This window comes from Rhizobium sp. 11_C7_N12_5, from assembly GCF_051811145.1.
GTDB lineage: Bacteria > Pseudomonadota > Alphaproteobacteria > Rhizobiales > Rhizobiaceae > Rhizobium > Rhizobium lusitanum.
In genome coordinates this window covers 1,404,456-1,420,838 of the sequence record NZ_JBPWPY010000002.1, presented here as the reverse complement: position 1 = coordinate 1,420,838, position 16,383 = coordinate 1,404,456, and the positions used below count along the sequence as shown (strand labels likewise).

Here is a 16,383-nt window from a genome sequence, read left to right as displayed (position 1 = left end):
CCATCATCGGTGCCGTCACCTCGGTCGGTAAAAATGTCCTGCCGCGCGTTGCTGCCCTGCACGACGGTCTTTCCAGGATTGTTGTCTTCCTCCCAATTGTGCGATGTTCCTCAGCGAAACGGCAGGATCTGCGCACTAGGGAAATGGGCGGTATGAGCGTATCGGACTTGGAGGGCAGCGGTGGACCGCGCAAGAGGAGCCTTTATGAGGAGCTTCATGGGCGGCTGAAGGCTGAAATCCTGGAGGGTGCCGTGCCGGAAGGCATCGTGCTGACCGAGGCTGCCCTTGCCGGCATTGTCGGCAGCAGCCGCGCGCCCGTTCGGCAGGCGCTGCAAATGTTGGTCGAGGATGGCTTGATCAATCGCTTCGAGGGCCGCGGTTTTGTCGTCGGCTCGTCGGGAACGCCGCCCAGACGGGAGAAGCTGGCCGACTATCTCGGCAAGCTGATCGAGGCCGATGCCAGGCCGATGTTTGCCTGGCAGGCGCTTTATGAAAATGTCGAGCGCATCGTTGTTTACCGCTCGTTTTTCGGGCGCTACCGTATCAATGAAAACGAGCTTGCGCGGCATTTCGGGGTCGGCCGTGCGGTGGCGCGCGATGTGCTCCTGAAGCTCGAAACGCTCGGCATTATTGAAAAGGACGACAATTTCCGCTGGTCGATCGTGCCGCTCGACAGCCAGCGCATCCGCGATCTCTACGAGGTGCGCGAGCAGATCGAGCCGATTGCGCTTTCAAGCGCCTTGGGCGGCCTTTCGGATGATCATATCGGCATGATGCTGGCGCGGCTGTCGACGGCGCTTGCTGATTATCCCGACGTTTCGGCCTCGACCATGTACGAGCTGGAGCTCGATCTTCACCTTCGCAGCCTTCAGGCTTGCCCGAACAAGGAATTCCTGAGCATCCTCAGGCGGACACATTGCATCCTGACGCTCAGCAAGCATGTCGTCGGCATTCGCATCAAAATGCCGGAATACGAGCCGTTTCTTGCTGAACATATCGGTGTCTTCGAGATGATGCAGCGGCGCGACGAGGAGGGGCTACGCAAGGCCATGCGCAACCACATCCGCAATTCCGAGCCGAATGTCCAGTCGCGCGCTACCTATATTCGCGAGCATTATCAGCCTGATGACTACAGCTTCATCGCCTAGCGGACAAAGGCGGTATCAGGTGATCGCGCCGACCTGCCAGGGCACGAATTCATTATCGCCGTAGTCGAAGGTTTCGCTCAGCGTCTTCTTGCCGGAGGCAACTGCAATGATGTCCTCGAAGATGCGCTCGCCGGCCGCCTCGATCGTATCCTCGCCGCTGACGATGTCACCGCAATTGATGTCCATGTCCTCACGCATGTGATTGTACATCTCGGTGTTGGTGGCGATCTTAATGCAGGGAGCCGGCTTGAAGCCCGACACCGATCCTCGGCCAGTCGTAAAGCAGATCACGTTGCAGCCGCCAGCGACCTGGCCGGTGACGGCAACCGGATCGTAGCCCGGCGTATCCATGAAGACGAAGCCGGTCTTGTCGACGATCTCCGAATATTCGTAGACCGCCTTAAGCGGCATGGTGCCTCCCTTGGCGACGGCGCCGAGCGATTTTTCCAGAATGGTCGTGAGCCCGCCGAGCTTGTTGCCGTAGGACGGGTTGTTGTTGAGTTCCGCTCCATTGCGCCGCGTATAGTCGCGCCACCAGTCGATCCTGGATAGCAGTTTTTCAGCAACGTCAGGCGTTGCAGCGCGCCGCGTCAGCAGGTGTTCCGCGCCGTAGATCTCCGGTGTCTCCGCCAGAACCGATGTCCCGCCATTGCGAACGAGAAGATCCGAGGCATATCCGAGCGCCGGGTTGGCGGAGATTCCCGAATAGCCGTCCGATCCACCGCATTCCAAAGCCAATTTCAATCCCGAAAGCGGCTGAACGGTCCGTTCGGCCGCGTTGACCTCGGGAAGCATATCCCGGATCATTTCGGAGGCGGCGGCGATGGTCTTTCGCGTGCCGCCGAGATCCTGAATGGTCATGGTGCGCAGCCGGTTTCCCTCTTCGAGCTTGTAGTGCTCCAGAATAGGCGCAATTTGGTTGGTTTCGCAGCCAAGCCCGATCATCAGGATGCCGCCGAAATTGGGATGGCGCGCATAGCCCTGGAGGGTACGCGCTAGGTAGCGGTAGCCCTCGGAATTCATATTGATCGCGCAGCCGCCGCCATGGGTGAGTGCGACGACGCCATCGACATTGCCGAAGCCTTCCAAGCCGCCGGTGCGGTTGAAGTGCTCGGCAATATATTTCGAGACGGTGGCCGAGCAGTTGACCGTAGTGATGATGCCGATGAAATTGCGGGTGCCGACGCCGCCAGCACCGCGATCGAAGCCCATGAAAGTGCGACAGTCCTCGCGCGATAGCATTCCCGTCTCTTCGATATCGACACTGAATTGGTAGGGATGCTCGGATTCGATGACGGCGAGATTCTGCAGGTGCACATGGCCTCCCGCCGGAATGAATTGCGTCGCTATGCCGATCGGCTGGCCAAATTTACGGATTTCCTGACCGGCGGGGATATCGCGCACCGCCACCTTGTGTCCGCGCGGGATCTGCTCGGCGGCGATCAAACCTTCGATGCCGGTCTGGTTCCCGGCACGGATCATCGCGCGGGCAACCGCGACGTCGTCTATGGGATTAAGGAGGATGACAGGCGAAACGGCGGACATGAAGGGTTCCGTGAGGTTGGATTAATGTCTATTGCTAGCAATAGACAATCATTCGACGGGGAGGGCGTCAAGCGTGATTGACGCCGGCGGCAAAGTTCTTTCCATCAGCTGTGCGGTTGGCGTGCAAGCCAGGCGCTCAGATCCGCCTCGGCCCGCTCCAGCGCGCTGTGATTGAGTAGCTTTCGAAGGAGCGCGACGGCAATGGCTCGCGCCCGCAGATTGAACCGGCCCTCGTCGCTCTGGGCACCGAGCGGCTGATAGACGCCAAGTTTGATGTAGAGCTGCTGCAGCCGGTTCTGCACGCTGCGTACCGACAGATTGCGCCTGTGCGCAATCGCCCGATCGGTGAGGCCGAGCGCGATGTCGACAAGGATTTCATACTCGGCCTCGGTGAAACCGTTGATGGTGCCGAGGCTTCTTTGCTGCATGCCGCGCACTTCGCGGTCGATCACGCACTGGCTTTCGATGAAAATGCTGCGCAGCGCAAGCTTCAGCCGGTCGTCGGAGGCCGATTTCAGGACATAACCGTAGACGGCACCGACCGGCACGATGCGAGAGACGCCGCGGACATAGGCTTCGTCCGAGTAGTTCGACCAGAACAGGATGCGCGTTTCCGGGCGCTCCTTCCAGATGGTGCGCGCGGCCTCGATGCCGTTGCGCTCGCTCATCTGCAGGTCCATGACGATATGGGCGGATTTGCAATCGCGCGCCAGCCGCTCTCCGGTTCCACCGTTTTCTGCTTCCAGCACGCCATCGCATTCGGGGAGGGCGGCGCGGATGGCCTCGCTCAGATAGGATCGATGGAGAGGATCGTCCTCGATGATCAGCACCTTCATGCCGCAGCTCCCTTGGCCGATAGCTCTTTGGCGGGCAGGCTGACGCTGACCAGCGTGCCTCCGGAGGCCGCCGCGGCTTTGATCTCGAAGCGCGCCGAAATCAATCGCGCCCGCGTCTTCATGTTTTCGATACCGCCGCCGGAGGATCTGTGGGCGTTGCCAAGCCCGAGGCCGTCATCGATGACATCGATGGTGACAGCTCCCTCGGTGGCCATAAGATGAACCGCAATGCTGCTTGCCTGGGCATGGCGGATCGCGTTGTTGATAGCTTCCTGTGCAATGCGAAAAAGCGCGATGCTGACTGATTGCTCGAGGCGGTCGATGGCACCGCTCGTTTCATCGTTCAGCCTCCATGTCAGCGTTGCCCCGCTTTCCTGGATCGACCGTTCGAGGTGGTTCTCCACCGCCTGGGCAAAGCCAAAGAGCTGAAGGACCGAGGGCTTTGCTTCCTCAATGATTTGGCGAAGATCGTGCATGCTGTGCTGCAGACCCCGGAAGAGAGGTTCGAGCGCCTCGCCTGTGACGTCAGGCTGACGCGCCAGCCGTTCCAGCCGCCGCGAAAGTCGAGTGAGATCGGCGAGAATCTGGTCGTGCAGATCCATGCCGATGCGCTGGCGCTCCGCCTCAAGGGCCTCCGTCAGTTTCAGCGCGCCGAGCCGCAGGCCTTCCTCGCGAGCCCGTGCCTCCGCCTCGACGATAGCGGATCGTTTCGCCTGATCGGCCGCGCGGATGGCGAAGAAGTGCGGAGCCAACAGATCGGCAATCACACGTGCGCTTTCGACATCCTGCATGTCGTAAAAGCCCATCTGATGGCTGGAGCAGGAGAGTGCCCCGATGACGTGGCCTTGGACTTTGAGGGGGACATGCAGGCGGCTGTGCAGCGATTGATGGAAGATCGGATGCGAAAAGGCCCCCTGGAAATGGAATTGCGGGTCGCTCCAGGCGTCATCCGTCAGCAGATGGTCGGTCTCGCCCCACAGAAGCGTGCGGATGGGGCTGTTGCTGACGGGAGCGGGAAAGCGCTTGCCCCAATCGGTCTCCATTCCGCTTTCGTAGGCCGTATGGAATTTTTCATCCACCATGATGATGCAGACATCGAGGTGATCATGCGGGATGACATGGTTGATCTCGGCCGCGACCGCCTGGATGACGGAGTGAAAATCGAGCCGTCCGGCGATGAGCCTTGAAATGTTGAGGTAATGGTCAAAGACCGATTGCGGCGCCAGATCGCGCAAGACAGGCCCTCCCAGGCAACGCGTCGACCTCAACTCCTCCGGCCGATCGCAGCATGTAAATTTCCAACGCTATTAAGCGCCGAACAAAGTCGTTCGTCCTGCGGACTTGCGCATCTTTTCTGCGGGATCCCGCAAGGTCCCGCCCTTTAAGCGCCTGTACAAGCGTCACAATCTCGGACATCCTGTTTCTACTGAAAGGGGAACCTTCAGTGCAAATAATATTTTCGATCGTTCGTTGAGGAGCGCGCTCGAAAATCTTGGCCTGGAAGTTGAAGTACAGGCTCTTTGGGAGGAAAAAAATGAATATTACCAAGATGCTTCTGGCGTCCGCCGTCATCGCGAGCGTTGCCGTACCGGCTGCTGCTTTTGCAGATACGTCATCCAAGAAAATTGCCCTGTCGAACAACTATGCGGGCAATTCCTGGCGCCAGGCCATGCTCACCAGTTGGCAGAAGGTGACCGGCGAGGCCGTCAAAGCCGGCGTCGTTGCCGCCGCCGACCCGTTCACGACGGCAGAAAACCAGGCGACCGAGCAGGCCGCGCAGATCCAGAACATGATCCTGCAGGGTTATGATGCGATCGTCATCGATGCCGCATCGCCGACCGCGCTGAACGGCGCGATCAAGGAAGCCTGCGATGCCAAGATCGTCGTCGTTTCGTTCGACGGCATCGTCACCGAACCCTGCGCCTGGCGCATTGCCGTCGACTTTAAGGGCATGGGCGCAAGCCAGATCGAGTATCTCGCGAAGAAAATGCCGAAGGGCGGCAATATCCTGGAAATTCGCGGGCTCGCTGGCGTTTCCGTAGATGACGAGATTTCGGCCGGCATCCACGATGCGGCCTCTAAATATCCGCAGTTCAAAATCGTCGGTTCGGTGCATGGTGACTGGGCGCAGGATGTTGCCCAACGCGCCGTCGCGGGTATCCTGCCGAGCCTGCCTGACATTGCCGCGGTCGTGACCCAGGGCGGTGACGGCTATGGCGCCGCGCAAGCATTCGCAGCCGCAAAGCGCCCCATGCCGACGATCGTTATGGGCAACCGCCAGGACGAGCTTGCCTGGTGGAAGAAGGAGAAGGACGCCAGCGGCTACGAAACCATGTCGGTTTCCATCGCGCCCGGCGTCTCGACGCTCGCCTTCTGGGTCGCCCAGCAGATCCTCGACGGCCAGCAGGTGAAGAAGGATCTGGTCGTGCCGTTCCTGCGCATCGATCAGAACAATCTCGAAACCAACCTTGCCTCGACCCAGGCTGGCGGCGTCGCCAATGTTGAATACACGCTAGACGATGCCAAGAAAGCCATCGCCACGGCGAAGTAGTCGATATCAACCTGCTATTTAAAACCAGCGCCGCCCGATGAGAAGGTGGCGCTGGGCAGACGCAACGCCCGACCGGACGATCCATGATTGCAGTCAAAGACAATGCTTCGATGAGACAGGATGCCGAGCCGCAAGCGGTCGTCTCGGCCCGCGGCGTTAAGGTACATTTCGGTGCCGTCAAGGCGCTTGATGGCGCCGATGTTACAATTCTTGCCGGCGAATGTATCGGTCTTGTCGGTCACAACGGCGCCGGCAAGTCGACGATCGTCAACGTGATCAATGGTGGTCTGAGCCCGCACGAAGGCATCATCGCCTATGAGGGCGACGATAAAGTGCATGGCATCAACGCTGCGCGTGCGCATGGCATTCGTTGTGTTTTCCAGGAGTTATCGCTCGCGCCCAACCTGACCGTCGTCGAGAACATGCGGGTCGTTCACCGCAGCCTCGCCGGCTGGAACTGGCGGCGGCAGGCTGCGGCGATCATCCGCGCCAAGCTCGACGAGATTTTCACCGGCCACAAGATCGATGTCATGCGCACTGTCGGCGAACTTTCCATCGCTGAGCGGCAGATGGTGGAGATCGCGATTACCTTTTGTGCCGTGGGGGAAGAGCCGAAGCTCGTCATTCTCGATGAGCCCACCTCTTCGCTCGATGCCGGATTGGCGGCGCAACTGATGGCCTATGTCCGGGCTTTCGTCCAAACAGGCGGCGCCGTGATGCTGATTTCGCATATCCTTGGCGAGATCCTGTCGACCGCGAGCCGCATTCTGGTCATGAAAGACGGCCGCGTCGTTGCCGATCGCGCGGCTCAGGATTTTACCGTGCACAGCCTTGTTCAGGCGATGGGTAGTGTCGTCAAGGAACAGGATCGCAAAGTGAGGAACGAAGAGCGTGTCGCGGCATCTCCCATTCTTGCGTTGCCCGCGCGCGGCGGCAAGGGTCTTGCCTTCGCGGTCCGCAAGGGCGAGGTGATCGGCCTTGCCGGTCTTGCTGGCCACGGCCAGACCGAAATGCTCCTCGATCTCCATCGGTCGCTCTCGAGCAACTGGCTGCCGGGTAGGCAGGACAAGATCACCTTCGTTGCCGGCGACAGAAGCCTGAATGGCACCTTTCCCCTGTGGAGCATTTTGAAGAACCTCAGCATCGCATCGCTGGGCGAGCTCTCGCAGAAGTACCTCGTCAACAGACAGCGGGAAGAAGGCCTGGGAGCCGACTGGAAGGGCCGCATCGAAATCCGCACGCCAGCCATGGAAAACGGAATCCTGTCGCTATCGGGCGGCAACCAGCAGAAAGTTCTGTTTGCTCGTGCGCTAGCGACCACGTCGCCGATTGTGCTGATGGACGATCCGATGCGCGGCGTCGATATCGGCACCAAACAGGAGGTCTACAGGATCCTGAACCACGAAGCAGCGGCCGGGCGCACCTTCATCTGGTACTCGACCGAGATGGATGAGATCCGCCTCTGCGATCGCGCCTATGTCTTCCGCAATGGCGCCATCGTCGCGGAACTGGTCGGGGACCAAATCACCGAGGAAAATGTGCTGGCCGCTTCATTTGCCGGAGAAGACGCATGAACCGTCCATCTTCCGCCACCTTGCGCCTGCTGATCCCGGCGCTCTCGCTTGCCGTCCTGCTCGTCGCGGTCTTCTATTTGCAGCCGCGCGCCATGAGCTATATCGGCCTCAATCTGCTCTTCAATCTTGCCGTGCCCATTGCGCTCGCGACGATAGCCCAAATGTTGATCATGTCGGTCAACGATCTCGATCTGTCGATGGGAACCTTCGTCAGTTTCACCGCTTGCGTGGCGGCGACCTATTTGCAGTCGTCCCCGCTCATTGGCATCCTCATCCTGGCTGCAGCGATTGCCGTCTATGCCGTAATCGGCATCATCATCTATATCAGGGATCTGCCGTCGATCGTCGTAACGCTCGGCATGAGCTTCGTCTGGGGCGGTCTGGCGGTCCTTTTGCTGCCGGCACCAGGCGGTACCGCGCCGGATTGGGCGCGCTGGCTGATGACCTCTAAACCGCCACTTGTCCCCATAGCAATCGTCGCGAGCGTCGTCATCGCGTTGATTTCCCACCTGATTGTCATGCGCTCTTCCTTCGGTGTTCTTATCCGCGGTGTCGGTGGCAATCAGCGATCGCTCCAGCGTGCGGGCTGGTCCGTCGTCAGCCTGCGTGCAGCGGCTTACGCTCTGGCCGGCCTCTTCGCCGTGCTGGCCGGTGTTGCGCTTGTCGGCCTTACGACCTCAGCGGATGCGAATATCGCGCTGCGCTATACTTTGCTGTCGATTGCCGGGGTCATCCTTGGCGGGGGCGAATTCACGGGCGGGCGCGTCTCACCGGTGGGTGCCGTGATCGGCGCGCTGACGCTGACGTTGGCGGGCTCCTTTCTGTCTTTCCTGCGGATCTCGCCGGACTGGCAGATCGGTGCGCAGGGTGCGATCCTGGTCATCGTGCTTGCCCTGAGGCTCTTGCTCAACCGTGTCGAAAAGCGGGAGAAACAATCATGATCGCTCTTCGTGCGCTCGGCCGGAAGCCCTGGATCTGGTCCTTTGTCGCTGCCATCCTCGTGTGGATCATCACGGTGCTTTTCACCGGCGGCGCCAGTTCGATCGGCCTGTCGCAGGCCGCACTCACCTTTGCCGCCTTTTCCGTCATCGTCGGCATCGGGCAGATGTTCGTCATCACGCTCGGGCCCGGCAATATCGATCTCTCGGTGCCGGCCACCATGACGCTTGCCGGTACGATTGCGCTGAAGCTGATGAATGTCGAGGACGGCATGGTCGTGCCGGGTCTGCTGGTGTCGATCGTGATCGGTCTCGGCATCGGGATCGGCAACTATGCGCTGATCAAGCTGTTGCGCATTCCACCTATTATCGCGACCCTCTCGATGAGCTTCATCATCCAGTCGGCGGCCATTTGGAGCAATCGCGGGCTGCGTATCAAGCCGCCCGAGCAGCTGGCCGATTTCACCACGTCCGGTGTGCTCGGCATTCCAAATGTCGCCATCGTCGCGCTGCTGCTCTCGGCGCTGGCCTGGGTCTTGCTGGAGAGGACGATCTACGGCCGTTGGATTTCGGCGATCGGACAGAGCATGTTTGCCGCGCGTATGGCCGGCATTCCCGTCGATGGTACGCGGCTTGCGACCTATGTACTCTGCGCCATTCTCGCCTCGATCTGCGGCTATCTTCTCGCCAGCTTCTCCGGGGGCGCAGCTCTCAATATGGGGGCCGAATATTTGCTGATGTCGATCGCCGTCGTCATCATCGGCGGCACGGCGGTCGCCGGCGGCGATTCAAATGTGCCGGGCATATGGGGTGCGTCCCTGTTCATGTTCCTGGTCGTTTCCATGCTGAACACCTATGGTTTCGGCGCAGGCCCAAGGCTCATTCTCACCGGCTTAATCATCATTGCCGTCATTCTCGTTGCCGGCGGCCGTCCCATCGGCGGGCGCTGACACTGTTCCCAGCGGTCTTTACAGGAAAATAGCAATGCCAAACGACGCACCGTCCATCTACGAAATGTACGACGCGCGGTTCCGCGATCTCGTGGTTCTCAGTGCCGGTCTTGAGGAACTCTATTCCGATTGCCGCTGGGCGGAGGGGCCGGTCTGGTTCGCAGATACCGGATGCCTGATCTGGAGCGATATCCCGAACGAACGCATGCTGCGCTGGGTGCCGGGTGGGAGCGTGTCGATCTTCCGCGCTCCCTCGAATTTCGCCAACGGCAACACGCGCGACCGCCAGGGGCGATTGGTATCTTGCGAGCATGGCACCCGCCGAGTGACGCGCACCGAGATCGATGGTTCGATCACCATTCTTGCCGATAGCTACAAGGGCAAGCGGTTGAATTCGCCCAACGATGTGATCGTCCGCTCCGATGGAACCGTCTGGTTCACCGATCCGACCTACGGCATCCTGTCGGACTACGAGGGTTACAAGGCAGAGCCGGAACAGGCGACACGCAATGTCTACAGGCTGGACCCGGCGACCGGCGATCTGGAGATCGTGGTCGACGATTTCCGTCAGCCGAACGGCTTGGCCTTCTCACCGGACGAGACCAAGCTCTATGTCGCTGACTCTGCCGCAAGCCATGACATCAATGCTCCGCGGCACATTCGCGTGTTCGACGTGATCGATGGAAACAAGCTCGCCAACGGCCGGGTGTTTTGCGACATCGACGCGGGCATTCCGGATGGATTCCGCGCGGATATTGCGGGTAATATCTGGACGAGTGCCGGCGACGGCGTGCATTGCTTCGCGCCCGATGGCACCTTGCTCGGCAAGATCAAGATACCGCAGACGGTCGCCAACCTGACTTTTGGCGGGCCTCGCCGCAATCAGCTGTTTATCGCTGCGACGCAATCGGTATACCGCGTCTACACCACAGCCACAGGCGTCCAACTGCCCTAGAGATAGTTGGCCCGTTCAGGCGCGTTGAAGTTGATTGTAGCGGTCCTCCGCTACTCTTCGCTGACGATTGCGGACAGCCAGCCCTTAATTTCGTATTGATATTTTTCGCCTGCTTGGCGCAGGTCGACGGATTACGGCTGAGACGACTTCTCTGAAGGCTTTCGCCGGGCCGGATACGGCTGCCCGAAGGGCCACACCATTGGCATTCCTTCTCTTGGAATAGAGAAGCGGCTCTGCCTTGTGGGGCAAGGCAGAGCCGGGAGACCTATAACGGCTCACTTAGTGCGACCAAGTGTCAGGGGTGTGAACTTGTCCGTCCGCTAATATTACACTACTCAAGGGTGAATTCCTAGATAATAAATCATCCTTTCGTGACGCGGCGCCTCCGGGTATGTAGGCCTGAGCTCCTTAGTGAAACGAGGAAAATTACAGGGATGACGCGAAATTCTTGGCGACGGCGCGACGACGTTCCGCCGATCGACGGCGGTCCCTCTTCATCAAATTGGCGGTAAATTCAGGCCGGATATGGTCGAGCCTGCGAGAATCGGACGGGCTGGCATCTATTGCAGCTTTTGACCGTCAAGAAGACCATTCTCATAGGCAGCCGCAAGAGTGCTGTTTTCCGGATATGGATTGGGCCTATCGTTCAGGTGTCGTCTTCCTGCAGAAATGCCTTGTTCATAGGCTTCTCTTTCTCTTTCCGATGGGGTCCTCGGCATTTCTCGTCCGAAGCGCCTAATGGCTCTCGAGGTGGCGAGATCGCGTAGTATATTGCAATCAACAATTCCACTTTGGTAGAGCTTGATCAGATCCACCGCAAACATCTCTCGGTTGACATCGTTCAAAACGAACCAGGGCTGAGCAATGATAACGTCGAAAATCTTTTGAAGATTGTCGATCTCCTCTGGTTGAAGAACGCATTCGATGAGGTAGCGACGCATGACTTTCCTCCATCGTACAAGATACTCTCTTTCAGCCTCCCGTGAAATGACAATCAATGGCAGAACTGGAAACCCTATTGTCTCTTGCAAATCCCAAATTGCGGTACATGCGAGCCGAAAAATGTAATCGTTTGCACGACATCGCATTTGCCCATGAGGTGGGGCGCGAGCGTTCGCACGATCCCGTCTATCCGCGACCTATCCTAAGTTGCCAGCTTGGAGCCATGCGGTTTCAAATGCTCTGCAATCAGTTCCCGAGCCGCTGCGAATACGCCGCTTTGGTCATCGCCCTGGCTTTCCTCAAGCATTTGAAGGGCGTTCTCATACATATCGCGCTCTGCTTCCGCGCTGACCGCGCCGATCCGCCGAAGATGACCGATCAGCGCTGCAAGCATGGCGGAATTCGAAAGCGCCACCGCGCCGGCTGACAGGGCGGCGGCATCACGGTTGTTCGGTTTGCCGGTCATGTGTTCCTCCCGACGGTGAAGTTCCTCCCAGAACGGTCGTCGCTGTAAAATAAAGAAATATCAGAAGCCGCGCGAATGTCGATGGCGAGGATTCGCCTTCAAGTTACGATCGGGCGCTTTTAGCTGAGGCGGGCAATCGTATCGTCGAGGTTGTCGATCGCGAGTTGTTCGCGGGCGATCATGCCGTCAATATCGATATCTTCGTTGACCCATTTCGCAGCTGCGCCCTGCAACTTCATCGCCAGAAGCTCATTGCGATGGGCGACTTTTTCGTCTCTAATCTTGACAAGCTTTAAGCGAAAATCATCATTCATTTCAAATCCCTCCGCCGGGGGTGGTACTCATCGATAACTCGCGTTAGCCGCCGGCTCGCCACTGTTGATCTCACTCGTGCCCACGTCCGCGATAGGTCGTTGGAACGCCGGCAGCCTCATGGCATTGTGCGAGAGTTTCCAGCCATGCCGACAATCCAGTCGGCACTTCGGCATTCCCTGCTTCCAGCGCCTCCACCCATGACAAGTCGCATTGCAGGGCACTCGCCAGATTGATGGGCGTCCAGCGGATATGCAAAAGGCATTCGGAAAAACGTTCTGGGGTCATGGATCTTCCTATTTTTGACGTAACATTCACCGTGCCAGAGGGACACGTGAAGTCAAGTACGATGAAAGTTCCACTAGTCTTGCAGATCTATGCCGAGTTGCCGCAACGCCATTGGCTTCCCTGGATGAAGAAGGTATCCGACCTCAACTACGGCATTGCGAAGCGGTGCATGACGATGACAAACGCGAAGAGCTCTGCCTCGTGGCATTGAGGCAGAGCTTAAAAAGGCCTATTGAAAAGACCTCCCTGTGCGAACCTCCGACTGGGGGGCGCAAGTGTTCGCACGATCCGTGCTTTATCGGAGCTCGCTTAAACGAACCTGAAAGGCGAATGGGCGCCAGCCTGGTCCGGGGGACATGGACCTCAACGCCTCGCGCTGCGATCATCGGTCGTGACATTCACCTGCACGGACATGTCGTCGAAATCGGATGCGCTGCCATCGTAGCTGCCCCACAGGGGTATCGCCTGTTTCGGGTCGCGGGCGACGCCGACGCGGATCAGGTCGCGGTTGCCGACGATACCGTTGGTGGGATCGAACTCCACCCAGCCGGCGCCCGGAAGGTAGATCTGGCACCAGGCATGGGTCGATCCGCCCCCGAGCGGCAACGAGCCGTCACGGTCGGGAACATAGATATAGCCGGTGATGAAGCGGGCAGCGAGCCCAAGCGATCTCGCCGCCTCCATCATTAGCAGTGCAAAATCGCGACAGGTTCCACGCCGAAGCTGCAGGGTTTCCAGCGGAGTCTGCGTGCCATGCGCCAACCGCCGGGCGTAGATGAAGCTCTCGTGGATCGCGTAACATAAGGTCATCAGCAAGCGCCCAGTTTCGGTAGGCTGGCCGATCCGCACGAATTGCCGCGCCCATTTGCCGACCGTATCCCCCGGATCTGGGTAATGGCGATGAATTGTCCGCTCCAGATCAAGTGCTTCCTCCGGATCGTATGCAAAAGGATAGGTCAAGGCCGCCTCGTCGATCTGAAGGTCGATTGCAATGTGAGGCGTATGGTCGAGGCGAATGGTTGTTTCGAAGCGAAGTTCACGCGAGGCTTCCGCAAAACCAACCAGGGCGACGCAATTGCCGAACACGTCATGGATCCATCGGACGTATTCCGGCTGCGGATCGACCTGCAGGTGGGAGCTCAACAGCGTCTGGTCGAAACTGTCCCTTGGCCTGAACATCAGCCGGTGCTCGCCAAACTCCACAGGTCTTGTGTAGCGATAGGAGGTGATATGCCGGACGGAGAATGTGGTCATCCAATCACCGATGATAGTTGCGAGGGCAGCGTTACCTATAAATCCTGCATCTCTTTTTTGCTTGGAAGCGATGCGAGAGCCAATGCCATAGCAGACGCCGCCTGACGATCACAGGCACAAACGCCGGCAGTCGCCGATATGCGTCTGCTTCGTAGGGTTTTCCGAGCTTCGATCGGAAGTTTGGCAATTTTATATTGGGTTTCTCAAGGAAAAAGTGCACCATCGCGCTCCGCGCGGGTCCATATGCGAACCACTGATATCGCCGCCGGGCAGGCAACAGCGGAGTCTAAGCGTATTCGCCTCGACATGTAAATTGGGATGGGTAGTCGAAGCACGTTGCCTTGCTTGTCATTATCCCCACCGCCGCCACCAGGCTCAATTTATCGTCGACGCCGGTCAAATCGGTTCTTCGATACTGAGACTGCTGCCCGATATCTCGCATTGCAGGCTCACACGCTCTCTGGAGTTATCGTCTCAAACGGCACGATACGTTGGAGAATTGCCGGGCTGTCGCGATGGGTCAGGGAGGCAATCATTGTTGCGACCAATTCGTCAGAGATTCGGTCCATCGGATGACACAAAGCTGCAGTGATTAGGCCTTCCGTCAGTCCCTTACGCGTCTCCGGACCAAGGTCGCGGCAGACCACCTTCACCTTGTCTCTTCTTTCGGGAGCCGCCTCGCGCAGTGCCCTGAGAACCCCCGAAATCCCGCCTCCAATTATGAAGATACCTCTCAGGTCATCGAGTTCGGACAGCAATTGGCTAACGATCCGATGAGCCTCCTCGGGCTCTTCATGAGTTGGCCGGCTATCGTCGATTTGGATGTGAGGCGCATGCTCGCGCATATATGAGCGAAAGCTGGCATCCGAGACGTCCTGGCATTGGTAGCGGTGATTACCGATGAACACTGCAACCCGCCCGGGCGATTGGGCAGTCTGGGCTAAAAACCATGCGGCAGTTCTGCCCAGTTTCCAATTGTCGGTCCCGACGTAGCCGGCGCGATCTGGAGCGCTCTGATCCGTTATATAGGCAACGGTCGGCTTGCCTCTAAGCTTGAGAGAATGAATTGTCTGTCCGATCAGGGGATGATCTCCCGCAATGACAGAGACCGCATCGCATTTTTCTCCCAGGGCATCCAATCTGTTTGCGATGTTCTCGGGACTTAAAACGTCGACAAATTCGACCAGCGCCTCGACTTTCTCACCGGATCTCCGCTGACATGCATTGACGACGCTGGAGCCGAAGAGGCGGTATAGCTCTCGGGTCGACTGCTGCAAAAGAAATCCGAAGCAATATGAGGGGCGGGCATTTCTTTGCCGGTCTTCGATGACGCCCCGACCATAGAAGCCGATTTCCTCCGCAGCCTTTTGAACTCTCTCGATTGTCCTCGGTTTCACAGAGGATGAACCGTTAAGGATCCTGTTCACGGTGGAAATGCTCACCTTGGCGGTACTGGCCAAATCCGCGATCGTAGGGCGCGCCTTCATGACATTATCCAATTCATTTTAGAATGGAATGAAAGATACAAAATATTCATTCCATTGCAATAGCTATTTCGAACAAGCAGTTCATTTGGTACTACTGCCTGGCGTTGCCGAGATCGATCAGAGGAGATGTGATCTCGAGAGCAACTTTCGGGAGGAAATCTAATGAAGTTCGTTAAGGGTGCCCTCAAAGGGTTATTGGCGGCGTCTGTTGTCGCCCTTTGTGCCTCTGCCGCCCTGGCCGCCAATATCGCCGTGGTCGGTGGCAAGACGGATGACGAGTTCTGGAGCCGCATCAAGAAGGGTGTCGATGATGCGAGGCCCGTTCTCGAAAAGAACGGCGGTACGGTAACTTATCTCCAGCTGCAGACCTATGACAATCTCGGTCCGGACGCAGCGCAGCTCGTACGCACCGCGATGAGCCAGGGTGTGAAGGGCATCGTGGTCCCTGACTGGGTGCCGGCGGCAGAGGATGAAGCGATCAAGGCTGCTATTCAGAGCGGGATCAAAATCATCCTCATGAACGCCGGCAATATCGATAAGGCGCGCGAGCTCGGCGCGATCAACTATGTCGGCTCGGACGAATATGTCGCCGGCAAGGCTGGCGGCGAATATATGGGATCAAAAGGCGCAAAGAATGTCATTTGTGTCAATACGCTTCCAGGTGCTGCCAATCAGGAGGCCCGGTGCAAAGGCGTGATCGATGGCATCACCGCTAGGGGTGGCAAGGGCAAGCAGTTGCCGCTGCCGGCCACGAGCTTCGGTGATCAAACGGCAATTGCCGAGGCGGTGAAGGCCACACTCATTCAGGATGACACAATCGATGGCGTCCTCAACGTCGGAGCGACCGACGCGGACGCCGCTGCGAGCGGGATCAATCAAGCAGGCAAGGTGGGGAAAGTCGTCCATGGCACTTTCGATCTGAATGCATCGGGATTGGCGCGCATCAAGGACGGCTCTCAGACCTTCGCGATCGACCAGCAGCCCTATCTCCAAGCCCTGCTCAGCGTAACGCTACTGGCATCCCATCTGGACTTCGGCACCAACCTGCCCACGGCGCCGGTGCTGACGGGTCCGGGTATCGTCGATGTTTCCAATATCGACGCGGTCATGGTCGGCGTCAAACAGGGCGCCCGATAG

16 protein-coding genes are annotated in these 16,383 nt (G+C 58.5%); 7 read left to right on the top strand and 9 right to left on the bottom strand.

Features of this window, described 5'->3' with window-relative positions:
* The first annotated feature begins 152 nt into the window (after positions 1–152).
* Entirely contained in the window at positions 153–1,148 is a 996-nt protein-coding gene (locus tag AB8B29_RS25645) for a GntR family transcriptional regulator (RefSeq protein ID WP_112441722.1), read from the top strand.
* A 15-nt stretch (positions 1,149–1,163) separates the two neighbouring features.
* On the opposite strand, the gene AB8B29_RS25640 is transcribed toward AB8B29_RS25645, so the two are convergent.
* The 3 genes from AB8B29_RS25640 to AB8B29_RS25630 form a co-directional block, all read right to left on the bottom strand.
* A complete protein-coding gene (locus tag AB8B29_RS25640; RefSeq protein WP_112441724.1) occupies positions 1,164–2,693 on the bottom strand; it encodes an altronate dehydratase family protein in 1,530 nt (509 codons plus the stop codon).
* A gap of 104 nt (positions 2,694–2,797) precedes the next feature.
* Complete coding sequence (locus tag AB8B29_RS25635; protein WP_037190806.1) at positions 2,798–3,529, bottom strand: response regulator transcription factor; 732 nt, start codon at positions 3,527–3,529, stop codon at positions 2,798–2,800.
* Entirely contained in the window at positions 3,526–4,764 is a 1,239-nt protein-coding gene (locus AB8B29_RS25630) for a sensor histidine kinase (protein WP_112441726.1), read from the bottom strand. The genes AB8B29_RS25635 and AB8B29_RS25630 overlap by 4 nt, the downstream gene beginning before the upstream one ends.
* 299 nt (positions 4,765–5,063) lie before the next feature.
* Here AB8B29_RS25630 and AB8B29_RS25625 point away from each other — a divergent pair, with 299 nt between their 5' ends.
* The 5 genes from AB8B29_RS25625 to AB8B29_RS25605 all read left to right on the top strand — a co-directional run bounded on the left by AB8B29_RS25625 (position 5,064) and on the right by AB8B29_RS25605 (position 10,497).
* On the top strand, positions 5,064–6,080 hold the full coding sequence (locus AB8B29_RS25625) for an ABC transporter substrate-binding protein (RefSeq protein WP_037190798.1): 1,017 nt from the start codon (positions 5,064–5,066) through the stop codon (positions 6,078–6,080).
* Positions 6,081–6,190: 110 nt separating this feature from the next.
* Positions 6,191–7,654, top strand: a complete 1,464-nt coding sequence (locus tag AB8B29_RS25620) for an ATP-binding cassette domain-containing protein (RefSeq protein WP_439006922.1) — start codon at positions 6,191–6,193, stop codon at positions 7,652–7,654.
* Positions 7,651–8,595 carry an ABC transporter permease gene (locus AB8B29_RS25615; protein WP_092576175.1) on the top strand — a complete coding sequence of 315 codons (945 nt, stop codon included), beginning with the start codon at positions 7,651–7,653 and terminating at the stop codon, positions 8,593–8,595. Before AB8B29_RS25620 ends, AB8B29_RS25615 begins: the two co-directional genes overlap by 4 nt.
* Complete coding sequence (locus AB8B29_RS25610; protein WP_037190793.1) at positions 8,592–9,542, top strand: ABC transporter permease; 951 nt, start codon at positions 8,592–8,594, stop codon at positions 9,540–9,542. Before AB8B29_RS25615 ends, AB8B29_RS25610 begins: the two co-directional genes overlap by 4 nt.
* A 34-nt stretch (positions 9,543–9,576) precedes the next feature.
* The gene (locus AB8B29_RS25605) at positions 9,577–10,497 is read left to right on the top strand and encodes an SMP-30/gluconolactonase/LRE family protein (RefSeq protein ID WP_037190790.1); all 921 of its coding nucleotides are present in this window, start codon (positions 9,577–9,579) and stop codon (positions 10,495–10,497) included.
* Positions 10,498–11,057: 560 nt separating this feature from the next.
* On the opposite strand, the gene AB8B29_RS25600 is transcribed toward AB8B29_RS25605, so the two are convergent.
* The 6 genes from AB8B29_RS25600 to AB8B29_RS25575 form a co-directional block, all read right to left on the bottom strand.
* Positions 11,058–11,438: a hypothetical protein gene (locus AB8B29_RS25600; protein ID WP_037190787.1), complete on the bottom strand. Its 381-nt coding sequence runs from the start codon at positions 11,436–11,438 to the stop codon at positions 11,058–11,060.
* A 203-nt stretch (positions 11,439–11,641) separates the two neighbouring features.
* On the bottom strand, positions 11,642–11,905 hold the full coding sequence (locus AB8B29_RS25595; protein ID WP_037190786.1) for a hypothetical protein: 264 nt from the start codon (positions 11,903–11,905) through the stop codon (positions 11,642–11,644).
* 119 nt (positions 11,906–12,024) lie between these two features.
* Positions 12,025–12,219: a hypothetical protein gene (locus tag AB8B29_RS25590; RefSeq protein WP_037190784.1), complete on the bottom strand. Its 195-nt coding sequence runs from the start codon at positions 12,217–12,219 to the stop codon at positions 12,025–12,027.
* 70 nt (positions 12,220–12,289) lie between these two features.
* Positions 12,290–12,505 (bottom strand): hypothetical protein, encoded by a 216-nt coding sequence (locus AB8B29_RS25585; RefSeq protein WP_037190781.1) that lies wholly within the window; start codon positions 12,503–12,505, stop codon positions 12,290–12,292.
* Positions 12,506–12,868: 363 nt separating this feature from the next.
* Entirely contained in the window at positions 12,869–13,759 is an 891-nt protein-coding gene (locus AB8B29_RS25580) for a transglutaminase-like domain-containing protein (protein WP_037190777.1), read from the bottom strand.
* A gap of 449 nt (positions 13,760–14,208) precedes the next feature.
* Positions 14,209–15,246, bottom strand: a complete 1,038-nt coding sequence (locus AB8B29_RS25575) for a LacI family DNA-binding transcriptional regulator (RefSeq protein WP_439006793.1) — start codon at positions 15,244–15,246, stop codon at positions 14,209–14,211.
* Positions 15,247–15,408: 162 nt separating this feature from the next.
* On the opposite strand from AB8B29_RS25575, the gene AB8B29_RS25570 reads away from it, so the two are divergent.
* On the top strand, positions 15,409–16,383 hold the full coding sequence (locus tag AB8B29_RS25570; RefSeq protein ID WP_439006792.1) for a substrate-binding domain-containing protein: 975 nt from the start codon (positions 15,409–15,411) through the stop codon (positions 16,381–16,383).

Coding starts and splice junctions, on each gene's coding strand:
- AB8B29_RS25645 (WP_112441722.1), top strand. CDS start 153: ATGAGCGTATCGGACTTGGAGGGCAGCGGTGGACCGCGCAAGAGGAGC.
- AB8B29_RS25640 (WP_112441724.1), bottom strand. CDS start 2,693: ATGTCCGCCGTTTCGCCTGTCATCCTCCTTAATCCCATAGACGACGTC.
- AB8B29_RS25635 (WP_037190806.1), bottom strand. CDS start 3,529: ATGAAGGTGCTGATCATCGAGGACGATCCTCTCCATCGATCCTATCTG.
- AB8B29_RS25625 (WP_037190798.1), top strand. CDS start 5,064: ATGAATATTACCAAGATGCTTCTGGCGTCCGCCGTCATCGCGAGCGTT.
- AB8B29_RS25620 (WP_439006922.1), top strand. CDS start 6,191: ATGAGACAGGATGCCGAGCCGCAAGCGGTCGTCTCGGCCCGCGGCGTT.
- AB8B29_RS25615 (WP_092576175.1), top strand. CDS start 7,651: ATGAACCGTCCATCTTCCGCCACCTTGCGCCTGCTGATCCCGGCGCTC.
- AB8B29_RS25610 (WP_037190793.1), top strand. CDS start 8,592: ATGATCGCTCTTCGTGCGCTCGGCCGGAAGCCCTGGATCTGGTCCTTT.
- AB8B29_RS25605 (WP_037190790.1), top strand. CDS start 9,577: ATGCCAAACGACGCACCGTCCATCTACGAAATGTACGACGCGCGGTTC.
- AB8B29_RS25600 (WP_037190787.1), bottom strand. CDS start 11,438: ATGCGTCGCTACCTCATCGAATGCGTTCTTCAACCAGAGGAGATCGAC.
- AB8B29_RS25595 (WP_037190786.1), bottom strand. CDS start 11,905: ATGACCGGCAAACCGAACAACCGTGATGCCGCCGCCCTGTCAGCCGGC.
- AB8B29_RS25590 (WP_037190784.1), bottom strand. CDS start 12,219: ATGAATGATGATTTTCGCTTAAAGCTTGTCAAGATTAGAGACGAAAAA.
- AB8B29_RS25585 (WP_037190781.1), bottom strand. CDS start 12,505: ATGACCCCAGAACGTTTTTCCGAATGCCTTTTGCATATCCGCTGGACG.
- AB8B29_RS25580 (WP_037190777.1), bottom strand. CDS start 13,759: ATGACCACATTCTCCGTCCGGCATATCACCTCCTATCGCTACACAAGA.
- AB8B29_RS25575 (WP_439006793.1), bottom strand. CDS start 15,246: ATGAAGGCGCGCCCTACGATCGCGGATTTGGCCAGTACCGCCAAGGTG.
- AB8B29_RS25570 (WP_439006792.1), top strand. CDS start 15,409: ATGAAGTTCGTTAAGGGTGCCCTCAAAGGGTTATTGGCGGCGTCTGTT.